The organism is Roseomonas sp. KE2513 (genome assembly GCF_016107305.1).
Classification (GTDB): domain Bacteria; phylum Pseudomonadota; class Alphaproteobacteria; order Acetobacterales; family Acetobacteraceae; genus Roseomonas.
In genome coordinates this window covers 39,508-60,793 of sequence record NZ_RCVR01000001.1, presented here as the reverse complement: position 1 = coordinate 60,793, position 21,286 = coordinate 39,508, and the positions used below count along the sequence as shown (strand labels likewise).

General features: G+C 70.4%; 24 protein-coding genes. 16 read left to right on the top strand and 8 right to left on the bottom strand.

The window, feature by feature from the left end:
• Positions 1-47: 47 nt before the first annotated feature.
• The 5 genes from D9599_RS00340 to D9599_RS00320 all read left to right on the top strand — a co-directional run bounded on the left by D9599_RS00340 (position 48) and on the right by D9599_RS00320 (position 2,991).
• The gene (locus tag D9599_RS00340) at positions 48-1,028 is read left to right on the top strand and encodes a tripartite tricarboxylate transporter substrate-binding protein (RefSeq protein WP_198379221.1); all 981 of its coding nucleotides are present in this window, start codon (positions 48-50) and stop codon (positions 1,026-1,028) included.
• The gene (locus tag D9599_RS00335) at positions 1,018-1,446 is read left to right on the top strand and encodes a GFA family protein (protein ID WP_198379220.1); all 429 of its coding nucleotides are present in this window, start codon (positions 1,018-1,020) and stop codon (positions 1,444-1,446) included. The genes D9599_RS00340 and D9599_RS00335 overlap by 11 nt, the downstream gene beginning before the upstream one ends.
• A 50-nt stretch (positions 1,447-1,496) precedes the next feature.
• Positions 1,497-1,802, top strand: a complete 306-nt coding sequence (locus D9599_RS00330; RefSeq protein WP_198379219.1) for a DUF1244 domain-containing protein — start codon at positions 1,497-1,499, stop codon at positions 1,800-1,802.
• Between the two features lie 6 nt (positions 1,803-1,808).
• Positions 1,809-2,486 carry an EI24 domain-containing protein gene (locus D9599_RS00325; RefSeq protein WP_198379218.1) on the top strand — a complete coding sequence of 226 codons (678 nt, stop codon included), beginning with the start codon at positions 1,809-1,811 and terminating at the stop codon, positions 2,484-2,486.
• 193 nt (positions 2,487-2,679) lie between these two features.
• Positions 2,680-2,991 (top strand): DUF2312 domain-containing protein, encoded by a 312-nt coding sequence (locus D9599_RS00320; protein ID WP_043829248.1) that lies wholly within the window; start codon positions 2,680-2,682, stop codon positions 2,989-2,991.
• Positions 2,992-3,247: 256 nt separating this feature from the next.
• Here D9599_RS00320 and D9599_RS00315 read toward each other — a convergent pair whose 3' ends face one another.
• Entirely contained in the window at positions 3,248-4,927 is a 1,680-nt protein-coding gene (locus D9599_RS00315) for a long-chain fatty acid--CoA ligase (protein ID WP_232479993.1), read from the bottom strand.
• A gap of 149 nt (positions 4,928-5,076) precedes the next feature.
• Here D9599_RS00315 and D9599_RS00310 point away from each other — a divergent pair, with 149 nt between their 5' ends.
• The 3 genes from D9599_RS00310 to D9599_RS31875 are packed head-to-tail and all read left to right on the top strand — an operon-like array spanning position 5,077 to position 8,787.
• The gene (locus D9599_RS00310; RefSeq protein WP_198379216.1) at positions 5,077-6,936 is read left to right on the top strand and encodes a M3 family oligoendopeptidase; all 1,860 of its coding nucleotides are present in this window, start codon (positions 5,077-5,079) and stop codon (positions 6,934-6,936) included.
• Positions 6,929-8,296, top strand: a complete 1,368-nt coding sequence (locus tag D9599_RS00305) for an AarF/ABC1/UbiB kinase family protein (RefSeq protein ID WP_198379215.1) — start codon at positions 6,929-6,931, stop codon at positions 8,294-8,296. The genes D9599_RS00310 and D9599_RS00305 overlap by 8 nt, the downstream gene beginning before the upstream one ends.
• Positions 8,293-8,787 (top strand): GNAT family N-acetyltransferase, encoded by a 495-nt coding sequence (locus D9599_RS31875; RefSeq protein ID WP_198379214.1) that lies wholly within the window; start codon positions 8,293-8,295, stop codon positions 8,785-8,787. Before D9599_RS00305 ends, D9599_RS31875 begins: the two co-directional genes overlap by 4 nt.
• On the opposite strand, the gene D9599_RS00295 is transcribed toward D9599_RS31875, so the two are convergent.
• The gene (locus D9599_RS00295; protein ID WP_198379213.1) at positions 8,774-9,541 is read right to left on the bottom strand and encodes a DUF3891 family protein; all 768 of its coding nucleotides are present in this window, start codon (positions 9,539-9,541) and stop codon (positions 8,774-8,776) included. The genes D9599_RS31875 and D9599_RS00295 overlap by 14 nt on opposite strands.
• 179 nt (positions 9,542-9,720) lie before the next feature.
• On the opposite strand from D9599_RS00295, the gene D9599_RS00290 reads away from it, so the two are divergent.
• The 3 genes from D9599_RS00290 to D9599_RS00280 are packed head-to-tail and all read left to right on the top strand — an operon-like array spanning position 9,721 to position 12,704.
• Positions 9,721-10,866 carry a Re/Si-specific NAD(P)(+) transhydrogenase subunit alpha gene (locus tag D9599_RS00290; RefSeq protein WP_198379212.1) on the top strand — a complete coding sequence of 382 codons (1,146 nt, stop codon included), beginning with the start codon at positions 9,721-9,723 and terminating at the stop codon, positions 10,864-10,866.
• Between the two features lie 13 nt (positions 10,867-10,879).
• Positions 10,880-11,284: an NAD(P) transhydrogenase subunit alpha gene (locus D9599_RS00285; RefSeq protein ID WP_198379211.1), complete on the top strand. Its 405-nt coding sequence runs from the start codon at positions 10,880-10,882 to the stop codon at positions 11,282-11,284.
• Positions 11,285-11,288: 4 nt separating this feature from the next.
• On the top strand, positions 11,289-12,704 hold the full coding sequence (locus D9599_RS00280) for an NAD(P)(+) transhydrogenase (Re/Si-specific) subunit beta (RefSeq protein ID WP_198379210.1): 1,416 nt from the start codon (positions 11,289-11,291) through the stop codon (positions 12,702-12,704).
• A gap of 67 nt (positions 12,705-12,771) precedes the next feature.
• Here D9599_RS00280 and D9599_RS00275 read toward each other — a convergent pair whose 3' ends face one another.
• The gene (locus D9599_RS00275) at positions 12,772-13,533 is read right to left on the bottom strand and encodes a gamma-glutamylcyclotransferase (protein WP_198379209.1); all 762 of its coding nucleotides are present in this window, start codon (positions 13,531-13,533) and stop codon (positions 12,772-12,774) included.
• A 127-nt stretch (positions 13,534-13,660) separates the two neighbouring features.
• Here D9599_RS00275 and D9599_RS00270 point away from each other — a divergent pair, with 127 nt between their 5' ends.
• The gene (locus D9599_RS00270; RefSeq protein ID WP_198379208.1) at positions 13,661-15,244 is read left to right on the top strand and encodes an ABC transporter substrate-binding protein; all 1,584 of its coding nucleotides are present in this window, start codon (positions 13,661-13,663) and stop codon (positions 15,242-15,244) included.
• A 91-nt stretch (positions 15,245-15,335) separates the two neighbouring features.
• Here the strand turns inward: D9599_RS00270 and rpsU are convergent, their stop codons facing one another.
• The gene (gene rpsU, locus D9599_RS00265; protein WP_043829268.1) at positions 15,336-15,539 is read right to left on the bottom strand and encodes a 30S ribosomal protein S21; all 204 of its coding nucleotides are present in this window, start codon (positions 15,537-15,539) and stop codon (positions 15,336-15,338) included.
• Between the two features lie 219 nt (positions 15,540-15,758).
• On the opposite strand from rpsU, the gene def reads away from it, so the two are divergent.
• The 3 genes from def to D9599_RS00250 all read left to right on the top strand — a co-directional run bounded on the left by def (position 15,759) and on the right by D9599_RS00250 (position 17,580).
• Positions 15,759-16,286, top strand: a complete 528-nt coding sequence (gene def, locus D9599_RS00260) for a peptide deformylase (protein WP_198379207.1) — start codon at positions 15,759-15,761, stop codon at positions 16,284-16,286.
• On the top strand, positions 16,283-16,864 hold the full coding sequence (locus D9599_RS00255) for a COQ9 family protein (RefSeq protein WP_198379206.1): 582 nt from the start codon (positions 16,283-16,285) through the stop codon (positions 16,862-16,864). Before def ends, D9599_RS00255 begins: the two co-directional genes overlap by 4 nt.
• A 173-nt stretch (positions 16,865-17,037) precedes the next feature.
• The gene (locus D9599_RS00250; protein WP_198379205.1) at positions 17,038-17,580 is read left to right on the top strand and encodes a hypothetical protein; all 543 of its coding nucleotides are present in this window, start codon (positions 17,038-17,040) and stop codon (positions 17,578-17,580) included.
• Positions 17,581-17,735: 155 nt separating this feature from the next.
• On the opposite strand, the gene D9599_RS00245 is transcribed toward D9599_RS00250, so the two are convergent.
• The 4 genes from D9599_RS00245 to D9599_RS00230 all read right to left on the bottom strand — a co-directional run bounded on the left by D9599_RS00245 (position 17,736) and on the right by D9599_RS00230 (position 20,892).
• On the bottom strand, positions 17,736-18,881 hold the full coding sequence (locus D9599_RS00245; protein WP_198379204.1) for an OmpA family protein: 1,146 nt from the start codon (positions 18,879-18,881) through the stop codon (positions 17,736-17,738).
• A 180-nt stretch (positions 18,882-19,061) separates the two neighbouring features.
• The gene (locus D9599_RS00240) at positions 19,062-20,195 is read right to left on the bottom strand and encodes a 5-(carboxyamino)imidazole ribonucleotide synthase (RefSeq protein WP_198379203.1); all 1,134 of its coding nucleotides are present in this window, start codon (positions 20,193-20,195) and stop codon (positions 19,062-19,064) included.
• A complete protein-coding gene (gene purE, locus D9599_RS00235) occupies positions 20,192-20,647 on the bottom strand; it encodes a 5-(carboxyamino)imidazole ribonucleotide mutase (protein ID WP_198379555.1) in 456 nt (151 codons plus the stop codon). The genes D9599_RS00240 and purE overlap by 4 nt, the downstream gene beginning before the upstream one ends.
• 44 nt (positions 20,648-20,691) lie before the next feature.
• Positions 20,692-20,892, bottom strand: a complete 201-nt coding sequence (locus tag D9599_RS00230) for a YdcH family protein (protein ID WP_043829277.1) — start codon at positions 20,890-20,892, stop codon at positions 20,692-20,694.
• Between the two features lie 169 nt (positions 20,893-21,061).
• Here D9599_RS00230 and D9599_RS00225 point away from each other — a divergent pair, with 169 nt between their 5' ends.
• Complete coding sequence (locus tag D9599_RS00225) at positions 21,062-21,244, top strand: YdcH family protein (RefSeq protein ID WP_043829279.1); 183 nt, start codon at positions 21,062-21,064, stop codon at positions 21,242-21,244.
• Positions 21,245-21,286 lie beyond the last annotated feature (42 nt).

Here is a 21,286-nt window from a genome sequence, read left to right as displayed (position 1 = left end):
GGCGCGGGGCAGTCCACACTCCTGGGAAACGACACCCGGGAGTGACCATGTCCAAGCTGCCCCGCCGCGCGATCCTTGCGGCACCGCTGGTGCTGGCGGCGCCGGCCGTCCGCGCGCAGGCCCAGGCGTTTCCGAATCGACCCATCACGGTCACCGTGCCCTTCACGGCGGGCGGGCCGACCGATGTCATTTCGCGCCTCGTGGCGGAGGGGATGGCGAAGGACCTCGGCCAAACCGTGGTGGTGGAGAACGTGACGGGGGCGGGGGGCACGATCGCGGCGGCACGCGTCGCGCAGGCGCGGCCGGACGGCTACACGCTGCTTTCGCACCACATCGGGCACGCGACGAGCGCGACCTTGTACCGTTCGCTGTCCTATGACGTGGAGAAATCTTTCGCGCCGCTCGGCCTCGTCTCGGACGCCGCGATGACGATCGTGGCACGTCCGGATTTCCCGGCGAATGACCTTGCGGGCTTCATGGCGGAGGTGAAGCGGCAGGGTGACAAGCTGAACCTCGCGCATTCGGGGCTGGGGGGTGCCAACCAGCTCTGCGGGATGCTCATCCAGCACGCGGCGGGGACTGCGCTGACGACGGTGGTGTTCCGCGGCTCCGCGCCCGTGCTGACCGAGATGATGGCCGGGCGCATCGACGTGTTCTGCGACCAGGCAACGAACACGGCGCCCTTCATCCGCGACAACCGCATCAAGAGCTATGCCGTGACGCTCGACCGCCGGGCGGAGGGGCTGGACCTGCCGACGACGGCAGAGGCCGGGCAACCGGCGATCGCGATGAGCACCTGGCACGGCCTCTACGCGCCGGCCGGCACGCCGGAGCCGGTGCAGGAGCGGCTTTCCGCCGCGATCCGCGCAGCGCTGCGGGAGGAGCGGCTGAAGCAGCGCTTCGCGGAGCTGGTGACGGAGGTGGCGACGCCCGAGCAGGCGACACCCGCCTTCCACCGACAGCACCTGGCGGCGGAGGTTGCGCGGTGGCGGCCGATCATCCAGGCGGCGAACGTCTATGCCGACTGAGGCGCCGCCGCTCACGGGCGGCTGCCACTGCGGCGCCGTGCGCTACGAGGTGCGGGGCGCGCCCTTTCACCGGACGATCTGCCACTGCGCGGATTGCCGGCGGGCGGCGGGGGCGCCGATGGTTGCCTGGATCAGCGTGGCGCCGGAGGGGTTCCGCGTGGTGGCCGGCGAGATGCGGCTCTACACCTCCAGCTCGCGGGCCGAACGTGGCTTCTGCGGAGATTGCGGCACGGCGCTGACCTATGCCGCGCATGAATCGCCGGGCGAGATCGACGTGACGACCGCTAGTCTGGACGACCCGGCGCTGATGCCGCCGGAGGATCATGTGCAGTTCGCCTCGCACCTGCCCTGGGTGACGCCAGGGGACGGATTGCCGAGGTTCCGCGGGAGCCGGGCGGAGGGCCAGCGGGAGAGGTAGCGCGAGCGCGGCCGCGTCCCCATTTCGGTGCGGAACGAGGAGGTTCCGGCATGACCGAGATCGACGACAAGACGCGCACGGAGCTTGAGGCCGCGGCCTTCCGTCGGCTGGTACAGCATCTGCGCGAGCGAACCGACGTGCAGAACATCGACCTGATGAACCTTGCTGGATTTTGCCGGAACTGTCTGAGCCGCTGGTACCGCGAGGCGGCCGAGGGGCAGGGGATCGCGCTGCCCGATCCGGAGGCGCGGGAGATCGTTTACGGCATGCCCTACAAGGAGTGGCAGGCGAAGCACCAGCGCGAGGCCACGGCCGAGCAGAAGGCGGGTTTTGCCGCGGCCAATCCGGGGCACTGAGCGCGCGTGACAGCGGTGATCGCGAGCCTGACGCTGCCCTTCGATCAGGTCTTTGAACGCGGGTTCCGTGGGCCGCTCATTAAAGGGCTGCTCGGTGCCGTGCTGGCGTTGGCGGGACTCATCTGGCTGTCCTCCTGGGGCGTGGCGGCGCTGGCGGGCGGGACGGGGTGGCTGGCCACGGCCGCGGAGGTGCTGGGCGGCGTGGCCGCGCTGTTCGCCGCCTTCTGGCTCTTCGTGCCCTTCGCGCTGGCCATCGCCGGGCTGTTCCTCGACGAGACGGCGGAGGCGGTGGAGCGGCGGCACTATCCAGGGCTGCCGCCGCCGCGCGGGGCCTCGCTCGCGGCTCAGGGCGTTTTCAATGTGACGCTGGCGCTGAAGGTGCTCGCGCTGAACATCGTGCTGTTGCCGCTTGCGCTGCTGGTGCCGTTCGTGGGCGGCGTGCTGCTCTGGCTCGTGGCGGCGATCTCGCTCGGGCACGGGCTCTTCGAGGGGGTAGCGCAGCGGCGATTGACAGTCGCGCAGGCGCGGGTGCTGCGGAAGCGGCGCGAGTTCTCGGTCTTTGCGGTGGGTGCCGTGATGGCGGGGCTGGCGGTGGTGCCCTTCGCGAACCTGCTCGTGCCGGTGCTCGGGACGGCGGCGATGACGCATCTGCTGCACCGGGGGGCGGACGGTCCCGTGGCCTGAGGGCCACGCCGTTCCCGAAGGGTTCCCTTCACGCGCCGCAGGGCATTGAGGCGGGCAGGGCGGAAGGGGTAAGACCCCCGGCTCCACCCGGGGGGGTGGTGGATCGGCGGATGCCCGGGACACCGTCGGCAGCCCCGCGCGGGCTCGCGACCGAACCCCCTATCGCCTTCCGACCAGAAGCACCGAGAGATCCATGTCCGACGTACCCTTCGACATCGACGATGAGGCTGCCGCGAGCCGTGAGAGGCAGAAGGCTGATCCGGACCCCGATGTGGGCGGCATCGCGGCCGACCGGCTGCGCTCGATCATCGAGCGGGTGGAGCGGCTGGAAGAGGAGCGCAAGGCGCTCGCCGACGACATCAAGGACATCTTCATGGAGGGCAAGAGCGCCGGCTTCGACGTGAAGGTGATCCGCCAGATCATCCGCATCCGGAAGCAGGAGCCGGCCGAGGTGGAGGAGCAGGAGACGCTGCTCGACCTCTACCGCCGCGCGTTGGGGATGTGATGCGCTGGGGCGCCGGTCTGGGCGTTCCACGCTGGTGACTTCCGGAGGAGGAAGACGGAACTCTCCCTCCTCCGGCCCCCACCATCATCTTTTTCTTCAGGTTTGAGATGCTTCGCGGCTGGTGCGCCTCAGGTGATGCGTCCGAGGCGACGGCACGTTCAGGAAGGTTCCGCGACAGCGGGATGGAGGTCCAGGGGCCTCAGGCCCTTGGCGGGTGAGGTTCGGAGAGGGCGGAGCCCTCTCCGGCGCCGGCCCATCAGGAATAGAGCCCCGCGATATCCGCGGCGTGGCGCTCCAGCACGATGCGGCGCTTCACCTTCATCGTGGGGGTGAGCATACCGTTCTCGACGGTGAACGGCTCGACGACCGCCCATTTGCGCACGCGCTCGATGCCCGAGAGTTTGCCGTTGATCCGCTGGATGGCGCGCTCGGCGGCGTCGGGGGCGGCGTTCTCGGCGGGAACGACGAGGGCGACGATGCTCGGACGGCCCTCGCCGGCGATGACGGCCTGGGCGATCTCGGGCTCCGCCATCAGCAGGCCCTCGATGCGCGCGGGGCTGACCATGTCGCCGCCGAGGGTCTTGATGAAGTCCCGCTTGCGGTCGGTGATGGTCAGGCGGCCGGTCTCGTCGATGGTGCCGACATCGCCCGTGTGGAGCCAGGGCTCGCTCTCGCCGGGCGGCACGGCGAGGGTGCGGGCGGTGGAGGCGGGGTCGCCCCAGTAGCCGTCCATGACGAGGCCGCCGCGGACGAGCAGCTCGCCGTCCTCTGCGATGCGGGCCTCGACGCCCGTGACGGGCAGGCCGACGGTGCGGCGGCGGTTCTCCCAGGGAAGGTTGACGGCGATGACGGGGCCGGCCTCGGTCTGGCCGTAGCCCTGCAGCACGTTGATGCCGAGGGCGAGGAAGAAGCCCGAGAGGTCCGGGTCCAGCCGCGCGCCGCCGGAGACGATGGCGACGAGGCGCTTGCCGAAGCGGGCGCGGATCTTGGCGCGGACGAGGCGGTCCAGCACGGCGTCCTGCAAGCGTTCAAGGATGTTGAGCGGCGGGCCATCCATCTTGCGCAGGCCAAGGGCGATGGTGCGCTCGAAGAGGGCGCGCTTGAAGGGTTTCTCCTTCTCCAGCCCCGCGAGGATGCGGCCGCGCAGCACCTCGAAGAGTCGGGGGACGGCGGTGACGAGGGCGGGCTGGATCTCCTGGAACTCGGCGGCGATACGGTCCGCCCCGCGGGAGAAGACGATCTCGATCCCGTAGGAGGGGAGGAGGGAGCCGCCGACCGTGTGCTCGTAGGCGTGGGAGAGGGGCAGGAAGGACAGGTAGCAGGCACCGGACCATTCGAGGCCGAGCTGCTGGATGAGCGGCAGGACACCCTTGCGGTTGGCGAGCATGGCGCGATGGGGGAGCATGACGCCCTTGGGCGCGCCGCCGGTGCCGGAGGTGTAGATCAGGCAGGCGAGGCGGCCTTCCGGGATGTGCTGCACCTCCGCAACCAGCATCGCCAGATCGCCGGGATCGGCCGAAAGGGCGGCCCAGGAGACGGTGTCGGGCGCCTCCTCCATGCAGATGAGGAGGTCGAGGCCGCCGGACCCCGCGGCCTCGCGCAGGCGCGCGGCGAGGCGGGCGGAGGAGACGATGGCGGCCCGCGCGCCGCTGTCGCGCAGGATGTGGGCGTGGTCGGCCACCGTGTTGGTCGTGTAGGTCGGTACCGTCACTGCACCGATCGCCATGATGGCGGTGTCGGCGATGAGAAATTCCGGTCGGCTGTCGCTGACCAGGGCCACGCGGTCCCCGGGCGAGACGCCGCGGGCGCGGAGGCCGGCGGCGATGCTGGCGACCGCGAGGGCAAAGTCGCGCCAGGTCGTGCTCCGCCACGCGCCGCCGGACCAGTGGCGGATCATCGGGCGGGTGGGGTTGCGGGCGGCCAGGCCCAGCATCATCCCGGGCAGGCTGGTCCAGGCGGGCGCTTCCTGAATCGTCTCTCTCCTGGTGTCGTGCTTGGGGCCTCGACGTGCCGTGGCCTTGGCTCGCACGGCCCGGGGCATATATCGGCAGGGAACACATCGAATCCACAAGGCGCCCCGTCCGAATGAAGTCGCATCCGTCCGTTTTCCCCGGCGACCCCCCTCTGCGCGACACGGAGGCCCGCCTGGGGGCGGCGCCCATGGCCGAGGCCCTGCCGGAATGGGACCTGCGCGACCTCTATGAGCGCCCGGACGACCCGCGGCTGGTGGCGGACCTCGAGGAGGCGGAGCGGGCGGCCCGCGCCTTCGAGGCAGCCCATGCCGGGCGGCTCGGCTCGCTTTCCGGGGATGCACTGGAGGCGGCGCTGCGCGAGTACGAGCGGCTGGAGGAGGTGCTGGGGCGGGTGATGTCCTACGCCCAGCTCCTGTTCAGCGCGGACGCCCAGGATGCCGGGAACGGGCGCTTTTACCAGACGATGCAGGAGCGGGTGACGGTCATCGGCAGCCACCTGCTGTTCTTCACGCTGGAGCTGAACCGGCTGGACGATGCCTTCCTGGAGGGGCGGATGGCCGGTTCCCGGGCGCTGGCGCGCTGGCGGCCCTGGCTGCGGGACCTTCGCGTGTTCCGTCCGCACCAGCTTTCCGACGAAGCGGAGAAGCTGCTGCACGAGAAGGAGGTGACCGGGCGATCCGCCTGGAACCGGCTTTTCGACGAGACGATCGCGCATATGCGGGTGCCGGTGACGCGGGCCGGGCGCGAGGAAGAGCTGACGGTATCGGCGGCGCTGAACCTTCTTTCGGACGGCGACCGCGGCGTGCGCGAGGCGGCGGCGGCGGGGATTTCGAAGGCCTTCGGGGATAATATCCGGCTCTTCTCCCTCATCACGAACACGCTCGCCAAGGACAAGGAGATCGTGGACGGCTGGCGGAACTATCCGCGGCCGGGCACCTCGCGCAACCGCGCGAACATGGTCGAGGACGAGGTGGTGGACGCCCTCGTCGGCGCCGTGGTGGAGAGCTTCCCGCGGCTGTCGCACCGCTACTATGCCATGAAGGCGAAGTGGCTCGGCCTTGAGAAGATGAAGCACTGGGACCGCAACGCGCCGCTGCCGGGGGATGTGGACCGCAACATCCCCTGGTCCGCGGCGCGTGACCAGGTGCTGAGGGCCTATGCCGCCTTTAGCCCGGATCTGGCGGAGATGGGGCGGGACTTTTTCGAGAAGCCCTGGATCGACGCGGCGCTGCGGCCGGGCAAGGCCTCGGGCGCCTTCGCCCACCCAACGGTGCCCTCGGCCCATCCCTATCTGCTGCTGAACTACCACGGGAAGTCGCGGGACGTGATGACACTGGCTCATGAGCTGGGCCACGGCGTGCACCAGCGGCTCGCGGCCAAGCAGGGCTACCTCATGTCCGGCACGCCGCTGACGCTGGCGGAGACGGCGAGCGTGTTCGGGGAGATGTTGACCTTCCGCGCCATGCTGGACGCGGAGAAGGATCCCGCGCGGCGGCGGCTGATGCTCGCCTCCAAGGTGGAGGACATGCTGAACACGGTGGTGCGGCAGATTGCCTTCTACCGCTTCGAAACGCTGGTGCATGACGAGCGCCGCGATGGCGAGGTTTCCTCGGAGCGGCTGGCCGAGATCTGGATGTCGGTGCAGCACGAGAGCCTCGGGCCGGCCTTCGACTTCACACCGGATTACGGCGTCTACTGGTCCTACATCCCGCATTTCGTGCACACGCCCTTTTACGTCTACGCCTATGCCTTCGGGGACTGCTTGGTGAACGCGCTCTATGGCGTTTACCAGGACGGGAAGGTGCCGGACTTCGCGCGGAAGTATCTCGACCTGCTGCGCGCGGGCGGCACGCTGCGGCACAAGGAGTTGCTGGCGCCCTTCGGGTTGGATGCCTCTGACCCCGCCTTCTGGAAGCGAGGGCTCGACGTGATAGCGGGCTTCATCGATGAGCTTGAGCGCGCCGATGGCTGATAACCGCGAGAACACGCTGTTCGGCGAAATCCGCCGGATGGCCCGCACCTCGGGTGCGGTGGGCGGCATTGCGGCGCGTGTGGCGGGAGAGCGGTTCCTCGGCATCAAGACCGACAAGTCCGCCCATGCGGAGGACCTGAAGTCGATCCTTGGCGGCCTGAAGGGGCCGCTGATGAAGGTGGCGCAGTTCCTCTCGACCGTGCCGAACGCGCTGCCGGAGGAGTACGCCCAGCAGTTGGCTTCCCTGCAGGCGAATGCGCCGCCGATGGGCTGGGCCTTCGTGCGGCGGCGGATGGGCACGGAGCTTGGGCCGGCCTGGGAGACGAAGTTCCGAGAGTTCGAGCGCGAGGCGGCGGCCGCGGCCTCGCTCGGGCAGGTGCACCGGGCGACGCTGCCGGACGGGCGCCGCGTGGCCTGCAAGCTGCAGTATCCGGACATGCCGAGCGTGGTGGAGGCCGATCTTCGCCAGCTGCGGATGGCGATGGGCCTCTACGCGCGGATGGACAACACCATCCAGCACGACGAGGTTTATGACGAGCTGCGCGACCGGCTGCGCGAGGAGTTGGACTACGAGCGCGAGGCCGCGCAGATGGCCATGTACCGCATCATGCTGCGCGACACGCCGAGCGTGCACGTGCCGACGCCCGTGCGCGAGCTGACGACGAAGCGCCTGCTGACGATGAGCTGGCTGGACGGGCGCTCCATCCTCACGCGGCTGGAGGAGAATCCGTCGCTGGAGGAGCGGAACGCCTATGCCTCCGCGCTCTTCCACGCCTGGTACGTGCCGCTCTACCGCTACGGCGTGATCCATGGCGACCCGCATCTAGGGAACTACCAGGTGCGGCCGGACGAGGGCGGGATCAACCTGCTCGACTTTGGGGCCATCCGCGTCTTCCCGCCACGCTTCATCACCGGGACGCTTGCCCTGTACGAGGCGGTGCGGGACGGGGACAACGACAAGGCCGCGCACGCCTTCGAGCTATGGGGCTTCAAGGACCTCAAGCGCGAGACGATGGAGGTGCTGCTGCGCTGGGCACGCTTCCTCTACGAGCCGCTGCTGCAGGACCGGGTGCGCCCCGTGCAGGAGACGAATGACCCCCAGTACGGCCGCAAGGTGGCCGAGGAGGTCCATGCGGGGCTCAAGCGCGTGGGCGGTGTGCGCCCTCCGCGGGAGTTCGTGCTGATGGACCGCGCGGCCGTGGGGCTGGGCAGCGTGTTCCTGCGGCTGCGCGCCGAGATGAACTGGCACGACATGTTCCACAAGCTGATCGACGATTACCGCGAGGCGGATCTCGCCGCTCGACAGGCGGCGGCTCTGGCGGATGCGGGGGTGCCGGCGGCGGCCTCGACCTCGGGGTGAGCGTGGGCGGGAGCGGGCGCATTGAGGGCGTCCGCTCCGCTGATGACCTGCGGGCGGCGGCCGGGCTGATGGCGGCCTATGGCGCCTCGCTCGGGGTCGATCTTTCCTTCCAAGACTTCGGGGCGGAACTGGCGGCGCTGCCGGGAAAGTATGCGCCGCCCCGTGGCGTCATCCTTCTCGCCCGCGGCGGGACTGGGGAGGCGCTGGGCTGCGTTGCCCTGCGGCCGATGGCCGCGCCGGAGCTTGGCGAGATGAAGCGGCTCTTTGTCGCGCCGGAAGGGCGGGGCATGGGGCTCGGGCGCGCCCTGGTGGAGGCGGCGCTGCGGAAGGCCGGGCGGATGGGCTACGCGGGCGTGCGGCTGGACACGCTGCCCTTCATGACTGAGGCGATCACCCTTTATCGCCGCTGCGGCTTCCAGCCGGTGGAGCCCTATTACGAGACGCCGGTGGCGGGGACGATCTTTCTCGGGCGCAGCCTCAGCCCGGGGTGAGCGTCTCCACGAGGTTCATGCGCGGGGCAGTGCGGAGGTCCCGGCGCATGGTCGCCTCGTCGGTCCAGCGCATCTCGGCGGGCAGGCGGATCACCTCGCAGCGGAGGGTCACGGAGCGCTCGCGGAAGGGCCAGGGGCTGAGGGACCACTGCGCCGCGCCGCGCTTCGCGAGGGTGAGAGGGGCGAAGCTTCCGTCCTCCATCGGCGCCTCTCCGGCCGGGCCGGGGTGGGCGAAGCAGACGGCTAGGGAGATGGCGTCGGCCACTGCGACGAGAGCGGCGTTGCGGTCCACCCTCTCGGGCGGGGCTGCCAGGGCCTCGGCCCAGGTGCGCTGCAGGGCACCCTGTTCCTCGAGGTAGCGGGCGGCGGCGGCTTTGTCCTCCGCGGTGTCGCGCGCGGGGTTGGCGTAGCGCGTGTAGATGAGCGTGCCGTGGCGCGAGATGAGCAGCGCAGGCCAGAGGCCCCAGGCGGCGCGGGCCAACTCGACCGCCGCCGCCCAGCGGGGCGCGTGGGTGGCCGGGCCGAAATCGGTGAACTGATGGGGCCGGCCCTTCTCTGGGTCGATGCTGGGCGCAGCCTCCCAGGCCATCCAGGCAAGGTCGTGCTGCCCGGCGGCGAGGACGACCTCGGCGATTGGATCGGGGCGGGCGAATCCAGGGGCACCCCAGGCCGCCATCATCTGGCCCGCGAGCAGCGCGTGGGCGGGCTGGGGGATGAAGAGGCGTGTGGCCCCGGGGGCGTCGCGGAAGATCATGGCGGCCTCGCGCAGGGTCGTCGGCGATAGTGAGCACCGGCGGCCGTGCCGGTCCAGCCCAGCGTGTTACGGCCGCCGCAATCGATTGTGGTCGGGTGGGCAACGAGCGCCGGGGCGGGCTTGCGCCTTTCTCGCCATCCCGCAATGTTGCGGACACAAGTGTCGACGGGATTGTGAAGATGCGGCTTGCCGTTCTGAAGGAGCGCCGGGCGGACGAGGCCCGCGTGGCCGCGGTTCCGGAGACCGTGCGGAAATTCATCGCGCTCGGGCTGACGGTGGCGGTGGAGAGGGGCGCGGGCCTTTCCGCGGGCGTACCCGACGCGGCCTATGCGGAGGCAGGGGCTGAGGTGGCGCCGGACGCCGCCGCCGCGCTGGCCGGGGCCGGGATCGTGCTGAAGGTGCGCGCGCCACTCGCCGCCGGGGAGGGCGAGCTGGACGAGCTGGCGCTGATCCCGCGCGGCGCGCTGCTGATCGGCACGCTGGGCGCGGACAAGGACGCGGCGGGCCGGTATGCGGCGGCGGGCGTTGATGCGGCGGCGATGGAGATGCTGCCGCGCATCACGCGGGCTCAGAGCATGGACGTGCTCTCCTCCCAGGCGAACCTCGCGGGGTATCGCGCGGTGGTGGAGGCCGCAGGGGCCTTCGACCGCGGCTTCCCGATGCTGATGACGGCGGCCGGCACCATCCCGGCGGCGAATGTCATCGTGATGGGCGCAGGTGTCGCGGGGCTGCAGGCGATCGCGACGGCCCGGCGCCTCGGTGGGCGGGTTTCCGCGACCGACGTGCGGCCGGCGGCGAAGGAGGAGATCAAGTCGCTCGGCGCGAGCTTCGTTGGCTACGAGGACGAGGAGAGCCGCGCGGCCCAGACCGCCGGCGGCTATGCGAAGCCGATGAGCGCGGAATTCCTGGCAAAGCAGGCCGAGGTGGTCGCGGGCGCCATCGGTAAGATGGACATCGTGGTCTGCACGGCGCTCGTTCAAGGCCGGAAGGCGCCGATCCTCGTGACGGAAGCCATGGTGGCCTCGATGAAGCCGGGTTCGGTGATCGTGGACATCGCCTCCGATGCCGGCGGCAACTGCGCCGTGACGAAGCCGGGCGAGATGGTGGTGACGCCCAACGGGGTGAAGGTGCTGGGCTACCGCAACTGGCCTGCGCGCATCCCGGCGGCGGCCAGCAATCTCTACGCGCGCAACCTGCTGACCTTCCTGACGACCTTCTGGGACAAGGACGCCTCCGCGCCGAAGCTGCCGGCCGAGGATGAGCTTGTGCGCGGCGTGATGCTGACCCGGGGCGGGCAGGTCGTTCACGCCAACTTCGCGGGCTGAGGGGAGATACGAGATGCACGCCGAGGAACTCGCGATCCGCGCCCAGGCCATGGCCGAGCGCGCCCTTTCCCTCGCCATGGAGGCGCGGGCGGCGGCCAGCGAGGCCATGCCGATGATCGAGCACGGGGCGGCCGCGGCCGAGCCCTTCCTGTTGATGCTGACGATCTTCATGCTCGCCTGCTTCGTCGGCTACCACGTGGTGTGGTCGGTGACGCCGGCCCTGCACTCGCCGCTGATGGGCGTGACCAACGCCATCTCCTCCGTGATCGTGGTGGGCGCGATGCTCGCGACGGGCCTTGGGGAATCCTGGCTGGCCCAGGCCTTCGGCTTCCTGGCCGTGACGCTGGCCGCCGTGAACATCTTTGGCGGCTTCCTAGTGACCCGGCGGATGCTCGCCATGTTCCAGCGAAAGGGCTGAGACGATGGCGCATACGCTCTCGACGCTCGCCTATCTCGTCGCCTCCATCCTGTTCATCCTGGCGCTGAAGGGGCTTTCGCACCCGAGCACCAGCCGCCGCGGCAACATCATGGGCATGGTGGGCATGGGGATCGCGATCGTCGCGACCCTCGCCCAGCCCGGAATGAAGGTGGGCGGGATCGGGCTCATCGTCGCGGGGCTGGCCATCGGCGGCGCAATCGGCGCGGTGGTGGCGAACCGGATCCAGATGACCTCGCTGCCGCAGCTCGTCGCGGCCTTCCACTCGCTGGTCGGCCTGGCCGCGGTCTTCGTGGCGGCCGCCGCGCTCTACGCGCCGCAGAGCTTCGGCATCGGCGTGCCGGGGAACATCCACGGGCAGTCGCTGGTGGAGATGTCGCTGGGGCTGGCCATCGGCGCCATCACCTTCTCGGGCTCGGTGATCGCCTTCGCGAAGCTCGATGGGCGGATGTCGGGCGCGCCGATCCTGTTCAACGGGCAGCACCTCCTGAATGCGGGCCTGGGCATCCTGCTGATCGTGCTGATCGCGGCCTTCGTCTGGACCGGTGGCAACCTCGCACTGTTCTGGCTGATCGCGCTGCTGGCCTTCGGGCTCGGCTTCCTGCTGATTATTCCGATCGGCGGGGCGGACATGCCCGTGGTGGTCTCGATGCTGAACAGCTACTCGGGCTGGGCGGCGGCGGGCATCGGCTTCACCATCGGGAACCTGCTGCTGATCGTGACCGGCGCGCTCGTCGGCGCCTCCGGTGCCATCCTGTCCTACATCATGTGCAAGGGGATGAACCGGTCCATCCTGAACGTGCTGCTCGGTGGCTTCGGGGCGGAAGCGGGCGGCGGGGCGGCCGCCGCTGGCGGAGCGGCGCAGCCCGCGCGGCCCGTGAAGTCCGGTTCGCCGGAGGACGCGGCCTACATCATGAAGAACGCGGGCAAGGTCATCATCGTGCCGGGCTACGGCATGGCGGTGGCCCAGGCGCAGCAGGTGGTGCGGGAGATGGCGGACCTTCTGAAGAAGGAGGGGGCGTCGGTGGAGTACGCCATCCACCCCGTGGCCGGCCGCATGCCCGGCCACATGAACGTTCTGCTGGCCGAGGCGAACGTGCCCTATGACGACGTGCACGAGCTGGAGGAGATCAACCCTGAGTTCGCCGAGGCCGACGTCGCCTATGTGATTGGGGCGAACGACGTGACGAACCCGGCGGCCAAGACCGACAAGGCCTCGCCCATCTATGGGATGCCAATCCTGGAGGTGGAGCGGGCGAAGACAGTGTTCTTCGTCAAGCGCGGCATGGCCAGCGGTTACGCGGGCGTGGAGAACGAGCTGTTCTTTCGTGACAACACGATGATGCTCTTCGGGGACGCGAAGAAGGTGACGCAGCAGATCGTCCAGGCGCTGCAGAAGTAGCGCCGGCGCCGGCGCCGATCGTGGGATGGGCCGGGGAGGGATCCCCGGCCCTTCTCGTTCGTGGGGCTCAGCCGGGTGCGGCGCCGCGGGCAGCCCTGGCGCGGCCGGCCTCGATTGGGGAGCTGTCGGTCGGGGCGTGGAGGGTTGGCGGCGCGAGGCGCTGGGCGACCTCGGCCTCGAGGCTCTCCAGCAGGGCGTCGCGCATGCCGTGGCGGCGCACCGTCTCCGCCGCGTCCAGCAGGTAGGCGGCGGCAGTGCCGTTCTTCCCGCGCGCGCGGGCGAGGGTGTCGGCCACCGTGCCAAGCGGCTTCTCGCCCGCGTAGAGCGGATGGTCGTGCCTCGCGACGAAGGCGAGGGTGCGCACCGGGGCGCCGCTGCCGTCATGGGCGCGGGAGAGGAGGGCGTCGCGCCATTGCGGCTCGTAGAAGCCGCCGCTCATCTCCTGCTGCCAAATCGGCCAGAGATGGTCTTCGACCTTCGGACCCGGCAGATGCACCAGCAGACCCGCGCAGGCGAGGGCCGGAGCCTCCTCGAGCGCGAGGGTGAGGCTTGGCGCGTCGGGTGTGCCGCGGTCCTGGATATCGCTGACGGTGTAGCGGCGGGCGAGGCCGGGCAGGCGGGCAGGGGCGACGATGTCGGGCGCGGCCTCGGCGAACTGCCACATCAGGGCACCGTAGGCGAAGACCCAGAGGCCGAGTCCGGGATCGCGGCCATGAAGGAAGACGAGCATTTCCGCGCGCAGGCGGTACTCGTCGGGCAAGGGCGCCTCACGGCCGGGCTGGAGCGGCGGGACGGCGCGTTCGATCAGGTCGTGCGTCAGCTTGGGCATGGGGTGGTCCGGGATGTCGCGGGCGCAACGCCGGAGCGGGGCGGGGGTTCGCAGGGCCGATCAGGAAGGATTTTGCGGAAACGAGTTGCCGTGCTGCCATGGGCACCCCTCCATGAGGCGAATCCCCATGAAGCGTCGCTCGCTCCTTCTCGGCACGGCTGCCGCCCTTTCCCTGTCGGCCCCTCGGCTGGGATCGGCGCAGGGGGCGCGGGTGCTGCGCTTCATCCCACAGGCGGATCTCTCGACGCTCGATCCGCACTGGAACACCGCTTACGTCACCCGCAATCACGGGTTCATGGTCTTCGACACGCTCTATGGCACCGACGCCAACTACGAGCCGCGGCCGCAGATGGTGGAGGGGCACGCTGTCGAGGAGGACGGGCGGCGCTGGACGCTGACGCTGCGCGAGGGGCTGCTCTGGCATGATGGGACGCCCGTGCTGGCGCGGGACTGCGTCGCCTCCATCCGGCGCTGGGGCAGCCGGGACGGGTTCGGCGGGACGCTGCTGGCCGCGACCGACGAACTCTCCGCCGCAGATGACCGGCGGATCGTCTTCCGGCTGAAGCGGCCCTTCCCCATGCTGCCGAATGCGCTCGGCAAGTTCGGGGTCTTCATGCCCGCGATGATGCCGGAGCGGCTGGCCTCCATTCCCGCGACGACGCAGGTGCCGGAGATTGTCGGCTCCGGTCCCTACCGCTTCCTGGCGGGGGAGCGGGTGCCGGGGGCGCGCGCGGCCTATGCGCGGAACGAGCGCTACGTGCCGGCGCCGGGCGCGCCGAGCGGCACGGCGGGGGCGAAGGTGGTGAACTTCGACCGCGTGGAATGGCTGACGACGCCCGACCCCGCGACCGCCGCCGCCGCGCTGCAGGCCGGCGAGGTGGACTGGTGGGATTTCGCGACGCCGGACCTGCTGCCCCTGCTGAGGCGGAACCGCAACCTGACGGTGGGAGTGCTAGACCGGGCCGGGTATGCCGCGAGCTTCCGGATGAACCACCTGCACCCGCCTTTCGACAACCAGGGGGTACGGCACGCTGTGCTGGGGGCGATCGACCAGTCCGACCTGATGATCGCCTGCGCCGGCAGCGACCCCGCGATGTGGATGGTGCCCTGCGGCGTCTTCACCCCCGGCACGCCGCTAGCGAACGACGTAGCGCTGGACGTGCTGAGCCGGCCGCGGGACCTGGAGCGCTCGAAGCGCGAACTGATGGCGGCGGGTTACAAGGGGGAGCCGGTGGTCTTCATCGTGCCGACCGACCTGCCCCATGTGAACGCCATGAGCGAGGTGATGGCGGACACGCTGCGCAAGATCGGCATGAACGTCGATTACCAGGCGACGGACTGGGGAACGGTGCTGTCCCGCCGTGGCAGCAGGGCCGCGCCGGGGCAGGGGGGCTGGAGCGCCTTCGTGACCTTCAGCGCCGGGGCGGACAACGCGACGCCGGCCGCGCATACGCTGCTACGGGCGAATGGCGGAACCGGCTGGTTCGGCTGGCCCGATGACCCCGACCTGGAGGCGCTGCGGGACGAGTGGTTCAACGCGCCCGACGCAATCGCGCAACGGACGGTGGCCGGGCGGATCCAGCGACGCGCCTTCGAGACGGTGCCCTATGTGCCGCTGGGCCAGTATTTCCAGGCAACGGCCTATCGGAACACGCTGACCGACGTGCTGCCGAGCTTCGCGACCTTCTGGAATCTCAAGAAGTCGGCCTGAAGACGCACCAAAGCCGCGGACCGCGGGATGGCTCCCGCGCCGCGGCATCCGGCGTCTTCGGTGTTCCCCTCCGCGCGGGAGGGGAGAGGGCTCAGAAGCCCTCGCGCTCCAGGCGCTTGCGCTCGACCTTGCGGGCGCGGCGGACGGCCTCGGCGGCCTCGCGCGCGCGGCGCTCGGAGGGCTTCTCGAAGTGGCGGCGGAGCTTCATCTCGCGGAAGACGCCCTCGCGCTGCAGCTTCTTCTTGAGCGCCTTCAGCGCCTGGTCGATGTTGTTGTCCCGAACGACGACTTGCACGCGGCAACGTCCTCCTTGCCTGAGGATGGATGATAAGGATGGCCGAACGGCCGGACGGACGAATCCGACCGGCGAAGGTTCGGCGGTCTAGCACGTGGCCGGTTCCGGGTGGAAGCCCGAAAGCCGCGGCCCCTGGTGACGAATCCGGGTCGTGCCCCAACATGCGGGCGGGCGCGGGGTTTCACCCGGCGGGCGGAAGGCAGGACCAGCGGAATTGATATGGCCATTCTGAAGATTGCCCGGCTGGGCCATCCGGTGCTGCTGCAGCGGGCCGAGCCGGTGCCGGACCCGACGGCGCCGGCCATGCGGCGCCTGGTGACGGACATGGCCGAGACGATGCTCGACGCCAATGGATTGGGGCTGGCGGCGCCTCAGGTGCACGTGCCGCTGCGCGTTTTCGTCATGCGGGACGGCAAGCGCGTCTTCGCGCTGTTCAACCCCGAGATCACGCCCCTGACCGAGGCGCGGGAGCCGGCTTGGGAGGGGTGCCTCTCGATCCCCGGACTCAGGGGGGAAGTGACGCGACCGACCCGGATCGCCTGGCGGGGGCTGGACGCCGAGGGGGCGGCGGTCTCGGGCGAGGCGGACGGGCTGGCCGCGCGGGTGATGCAGCACGAGTTCGATCATCTGGAGGGAATGCTCTACCCCATGCGGATGGAAGACCTCTCCCGCCTTGGATTTGTCGAGGAGCTGTCGCGGTTCCTGGCGAAGCCGACGGTGGCCGACGTGAAGGAGGAGGCGCCTTGATCGAGCGGAGCGAGGAGCGGGACGCGGCCGTGCTGGCCGCCCTGCCGCATGTGCCGCGCCTGGGCTGGACGGTGGCAGCGCTCGAGGCTGGGCTGCGCGACATCGGCGGGGAGCCGGCGGCGCATCGCTGGCTATTCCCCCGCGGGCCCGTGGAGGCCGTGGAGGTCTGGATAGATCTCGCCGATCGCCGGATGGAGGAGGAAGCGCAGGGGGAGGAGTTGGAGGCGCTACGGATCCCCGCTCGCATCCGCCGCCTGATCGGCATCCGGCTGCGGCAGGCTGCTGGCGAGCGGGAGGCGCTGCGCCGGGCGCTGGCGCTGATGGCGCTGCCCTGGAACGCCGTGGCGGGCGCAAGGAGCCTGGCGCGGAGCGCGGACGCGATCTGGGCGGCGGCGGGCGACCGCTCGGCCGACTTCTCCTGGTACACGCGGCGGGCGACGCTGGGTGCGGTCTATGCGGCAACCCTTGCCTATTGGCTGCGCGAGCCCGTCGGGGTCGAAGCGGCGCTGGAGTTCCTCGATCGGCGGTTGGCAGGCCTTTCGCGGCTACGGCGGTCGGTTCCGGCGGGAGGTGCCTGAGCGCCCGCCGTGGGCGTCCGGCCTTGCCATGGCATTTCCGCCACGGGCCCTAAGCCTCTGAGAGATTTAATACGTTGTCGTGAACTTGCCGCGTGCATCGCCGGGCGCGACTGGCTAGATGTGCGGCGGGGCGGGGTCGCCGCCTCGAATGCTTTCGGGAGAACCCGGTTAAGATGTCGTCTCGCTTCCTTGCCGCGGGTCTCGCGGCTGCCCTCCTGGCCTCGCCGGCCGTCGCGCAGACCTGCATGCGCCCCGCCGAGAAGACCGCCTTCGAAGTGCGCGCCCTGCAGAGCCAGCTTATGGTCGCCGCCCTGCTGTGCAAGCAGGACGAGCAGTACAACAGCTTCGTGCGCCAGTATCAGGGTCAGCTCTCTGGCGCCTGGGAGGGCATGTCTACCTATTACCGCCGCGCCAACGGCGCCGTGGGTGTGCGCTCGCGCGACAACTTCGTGACCGAGCTGGCGAACGTGCAGCAGATGGACAGCGGCCGCCAGGGCTCGAACTTCTGCCAGAACGTCGCGCCGCTCTTCACCGCCGCGATGGCCGCGCCGCGCACCTCCGAGGCGCTCGCGACGCTGGCGGTGCAGAACAACATCTCCAACCCGCATGGCAGCAGCGAGTGCAGCGCCACGACGACGGCGGCCGCGACCCCGTCCCGTTCGGCGCCGGAGCGCCGCCCGACCGCCGTGCGTCAGGTCTCCACCCGCTCGCGCTGAAGCCTTCTCCCCCCTCTCTCCCCCCGAAGCATCCCGAAGGGCGCCGCAAGGCGCCCTTCTTCGTTTCTGGCGCCCTGGCTGGCGTGCCGCAAAGAAGAAGGGGCGGGACCCTGCGGTCCCGCCCCCTCCTGTTCTCCCGGTGAGGGATCGCCTGCTCAGCGCAGGACGATCTCCACGCGGCGGTTCTGCGGCTCGCGCACGCCGTCGGCGGTCGGGACCAGCGGGCGGCTCTCGCCAAAGGCCTGGATCGACATCTGGCTGCGGGCGATGCCACGGCGCGACAGCTCGGCCGCAACGGCCTCGGCGCGGCGCTGGGACAGGCGCTGGTTGTACTGCGGGGTGCCCGAGCGGTCGGCGTGGCCGGCCACCTCGATGCGGGTGGTGCCGGTCGTGTTCACGGCCTGGGCGGCCTCGGCGATGATCTGGCGGGCGCGGTCCGTCAGGTCGGCGCGGTCGAAGTCGAAGAACACGAGGTAGGTGCGGGCAGGCGCAGGCGCCGCGGCCGGCGCGGGGGCAACCGCAACCGCCGCCACCGGGCGCGGCGCGTTGAACGCGTAGCGCAGGCCGACGAGGATGGAGTGGTTGAAGTTGTCGGCCTCAAGGCGGCTGTTGGCGGCGATGTTCGTGCGCGCGCCGACGGCAGCCTGAGCGTTCGTCTGCGTCTGCAGGCGAGCGTCGAACTGCGGGGACAGCGTGCCGAGGAAGCGGTACTCGGCGGTCAGCGCGAGGCCGGGGACGCCAAGCGGGAAGGCCACGCCCGCGATGCCCTGGTAGGCGAAGCGGCTGTCGACGTCGTCGACGAGCAGGCGGCGGCCGTTCGGGCCGGTGTAGTCCACACCGCTCACGCCGTCATACTCGGACCAGGCATAGCCGGCGCCGGCGCCGACATACGGCATCACGGGCACGCCCGGGATGACGAAGTCGTACAGCACGTTGCCCATCACACCGTAGGTGCGGCTGCGGCCGGACTGGAGGCGCGGGTTGACGTTGCCGAAGCGGAAGTCGGAGACGTCGTTCTCGCGGAAGTTGCCCTCGACCTCGAGGCGCAGGCCGTTGCCGAAGCCGTAGCCGATGCTGGCCACGCCGGCCCAGCCGGGCTCGAACTTCGTGACGACACGGTCGCCACCGGGGTTGCCGGCGCGCAGGAAGGCACCAGCGGCGCCGCCGACGCTGTCCTTGGACTCCTGCTTCAGGTTAACGCCGGCGCCAGCGGCGATGTAGAGGCCGGTGACAGGCTGGGCCTGCGCGGCAAGCGGCAGCGACAGGATCGTCGCGGCCAGAAGGGCCTTCTTCAGGCTCATGAGATTTAAACTCCCGATCCACCAGGGCGGCGCTGCGCGAGGGTCAGGTGAGTCCCGATTCCGGCGCCGCGTCGACGCTATGTATCATCCGGGCCGCTCTCGTGGAGTGCGCAGACGGGTGTGGCGGCAGGGTTTCAGAGCGCTGTGGCGCGACGGCCACAGGATACTCTGGCATTTCGGTCACAGATGGGAGAGCAGGATCGATTCGGGACTGGACGAGAGAGTCCCGGGCGGAAAGAGCCGTGTTGCGTGGCCCATTTTCCGGCCCGGCCGAGCCTCCGCCTTGCCGTAGAGATGCAGCGACAAGCCCGGCGCGGCGGCCAGGGCCGGCCAAAGGGACATGCCTTCAGGGCCGACGAGGTTTCGCATCACGGCGTCCGCATGGCGCTCGGTAGGGGCGAGCGGCAGGCCAGCGACGGCGCGGGCGTGCTGGTCGAACTGGCTCGCCTGACAGGCGTCGATCGTCCAGTGGCCGGAGTTGTGCGGGCGGGGGGCAACCTCGTTGCCAAGCAGGCTTCCATCCGCCAGCAGGAAGAACTCCACGGCGAGCACGCCGACGAGGTCGAGTTCCCTCGCGACGGCACTCGCGTGATGACGAGCGGCCTCGGCGGCCGACTCCGGCACGCGGGCGGGGGCGAAGGAGAGGTCGAGGATGTGGTGGGCGTGGCGGTTCTCGACCGCGTCGTAGGTGACGGTGGTGCCATCCACCCCGCGCGCCGCGACAGCGGAGATCTCCGCCACGAAGGGAATGAAGGCCTCGGCGATCAGCGGATGGGGTGAGAGGCGGGCGAGGGCAGCCTCCGCTTCCTCGGCCGTGCGGACGATGGCCTGGCCACGGCCGTCGTAGCCGAGGCGGGTCGTCTTGAGCACCGCGGGCAGGCCGACCCTGGCGAGGGCGGCGGGGAGGTCGGCGGCCGAGTGGATGGCGGCCCAGGGGCCGACTGGGACGCCGGCGCGCTCCAGGAAGGCCTTCTCCACCAAGCGGTCCTGGCAGGTGGAGAGGGCACGGATACCCGGGCGGCAGGGGCGGCGCGCAGCGAGGCGCTCGACGGTCGTGGCTGGGACGTTCTCGAACTCGAAGGTGACGACGTCCACGGCCTCGGCGAAGCGGTCGAGGGCGGCGGCGTCCTCGTAGGGGGCGATGGTGCTGGCGGCGGTGACGAGAGTGCCCGGCTCCCCCGGCGTGGGGGAGAAGACGTGGCAGCGGTAGCCAAGCCGGGCGGCGGCGAGCGCCGTCATGCGGCCGAGCTGCCCGCCGCCGAGAATGCCGATCGTCGCGCCGGGTGGGAGGGGCCCGGTGAGGGCGCCGGTCACGCCGGGAGGTCCGGGACTGATTCGGTCTGCGCCATGCGGTAGGCGTCCAGGCGTTCCGCGAGGGCGGGATCGGAGAGGGCGAGGATCGCGGCGGCGAGGAGGGCCGCGTTCACCGCACCGGCCCGGCCGATGGCCAAGGTGCCGACGGGGATGCCGGCGGGCATCTGGACGATGGAGAGAAGGGAGTCCTGCCCGCGCAGCGCGTGGCTCTCGACGGGCACACCGAGGACCGGGAGGCGGGTGAGGCTGGCGGTCATGCCCGGCAGGTGGGCGGCGCCGCCGGCCCCCGCGATGATGACCTTCAGCCCGCGCCCGGCAGCCGCGCCAGCGTAGTCCACCATGCGGTTCGGGGTCCGGTGGGCGGAGACGACGCGGCACTCGTGCGGGATGCCGAGGGCGGAGAGGGTCTCGTCCGCGTGGCGCATCGTCTCCCAGTCGGAGCGCGAGCCCATGATGATGCCGACGAGGGGCAGGGCTCCGGCAGTATCGGCGGTGCTCAAGCGATGATGTCCGGGACGAGGCGGCTCTCGAGCCAGGAGATCTCGTCCTTCAGCTTCAGCTTCCGTTTCTTCAGCCGTTGGAGCTGGAGTTGGTCGTGCCGGCTGTCTTCAAGGCGCGCGATCACCGTGTCGAGGTCGCGGTGCTCGCTCCGCAACTCCGTGAGGCGGCGGAAAAGGCTGTCGCGTTCGGCCAGCATGGTCCCCCGGATCGGTCGGGTGGCCCAGCCCCGGCAGGAAGGGGCGGGCGGGTTGATAAGGGCGTGAGAATTCTCGTGCCCCCTTTGCGGATTGCCATATCATCTCCCGCGCGGCGGTGACAGACGCCGCGCGTCATCGACCGAAACTGGCAGGAATAGGATAAAGCGTATGCTGAACCCGCACCGGCTCCAGTCGCTCAAGGACCGTCACAACGCGCTCGACGCGCGGATTTCGGAGGAGGATGCGCGTCCGATGCCGAACAGCCTCGAACTGGCCCGGCTGAAGCGCGAGAAGCTGCGACTGAAGGAGGAGATGGAGCGGTTCGAGGCGCAGCGGGCGAGGCCGCAGTAGCGCCGCCTGCCCTGCCAGACGGCGGGTAAAGGAAAGGGCGGG

Excerpts from the sequence above, each read along its gene's own strand:
- D9599_RS00305 (WP_198379215.1), top strand. The coding sequence starts at position 6,929 with ATGGCTGATAACCGCGAGAACACGCTGTTCGGCGAAATCCGCCGGATG.
- D9599_RS00310 (WP_198379216.1), top strand. The coding sequence starts at position 5,077 with ATGAAGTCGCATCCGTCCGTTTTCCCCGGCGACCCCCCTCTGCGCGAC.
- purE (WP_198379555.1), bottom strand. The coding sequence starts at position 20,647 with ATGGGCTCGCGCTCCGACTGGGAGACGATGCGCCACGCGGACGAGACC.
- D9599_RS00250 (WP_198379205.1), top strand. The coding sequence starts at position 17,038 with ATGTCGTCTCGCTTCCTTGCCGCGGGTCTCGCGGCTGCCCTCCTGGCC.
- D9599_RS00230 (WP_043829277.1), bottom strand. The coding sequence starts at position 20,892 with ATGCTGGCCGAACGCGACAGCCTTTTCCGCCGCCTCACGGAGTTGCGG.
- D9599_RS00290 (WP_198379212.1), top strand. The coding sequence starts at position 9,721 with ATGCGGCTTGCCGTTCTGAAGGAGCGCCGGGCGGACGAGGCCCGCGTG.
- D9599_RS00340 (WP_198379221.1), top strand. The coding sequence starts at position 48 with ATGTCCAAGCTGCCCCGCCGCGCGATCCTTGCGGCACCGCTGGTGCTG.
- D9599_RS00315 (WP_232479993.1), bottom strand. The coding sequence starts at position 4,927 with ATGATGCTGGGCCTGGCCGCCCGCAACCCCACCCGCCCGATGATCCGC.
- D9599_RS00285 (WP_198379211.1), top strand. The coding sequence starts at position 10,880 with ATGCACGCCGAGGAACTCGCGATCCGCGCCCAGGCCATGGCCGAGCGC.
- D9599_RS00280 (WP_198379210.1), top strand. The coding sequence starts at position 11,289 with ATGGCGCATACGCTCTCGACGCTCGCCTATCTCGTCGCCTCCATCCTG.
- D9599_RS00245 (WP_198379204.1), bottom strand. The coding sequence starts at position 18,881 with ATGAGCCTGAAGAAGGCCCTTCTGGCCGCGACGATCCTGTCGCTGCCG.
- D9599_RS00335 (WP_198379220.1), top strand. The coding sequence starts at position 1,018 with ATGCCGACTGAGGCGCCGCCGCTCACGGGCGGCTGCCACTGCGGCGCC.
- D9599_RS00295 (WP_198379213.1), bottom strand. The coding sequence starts at position 9,541 with ATGATCTTCCGCGACGCCCCCGGGGCCACACGCCTCTTCATCCCCCAG.
- D9599_RS00330 (WP_198379219.1), top strand. The coding sequence starts at position 1,497 with ATGACCGAGATCGACGACAAGACGCGCACGGAGCTTGAGGCCGCGGCC.
- def (WP_198379207.1), top strand. The coding sequence starts at position 15,759 with ATGGCCATTCTGAAGATTGCCCGGCTGGGCCATCCGGTGCTGCTGCAG.
- D9599_RS00275 (WP_198379209.1), bottom strand. The coding sequence starts at position 13,533 with ATGCCCAAGCTGACGCACGACCTGATCGAACGCGCCGTCCCGCCGCTC.
- D9599_RS00270 (WP_198379208.1), top strand. The coding sequence starts at position 13,661 with ATGAAGCGTCGCTCGCTCCTTCTCGGCACGGCTGCCGCCCTTTCCCTG.
- D9599_RS00320 (WP_043829248.1), top strand. The coding sequence starts at position 2,680 with ATGTCCGACGTACCCTTCGACATCGACGATGAGGCTGCCGCGAGCCGT.
- D9599_RS00225 (WP_043829279.1), top strand. The coding sequence starts at position 21,062 with ATGCTGAACCCGCACCGGCTCCAGTCGCTCAAGGACCGTCACAACGCG.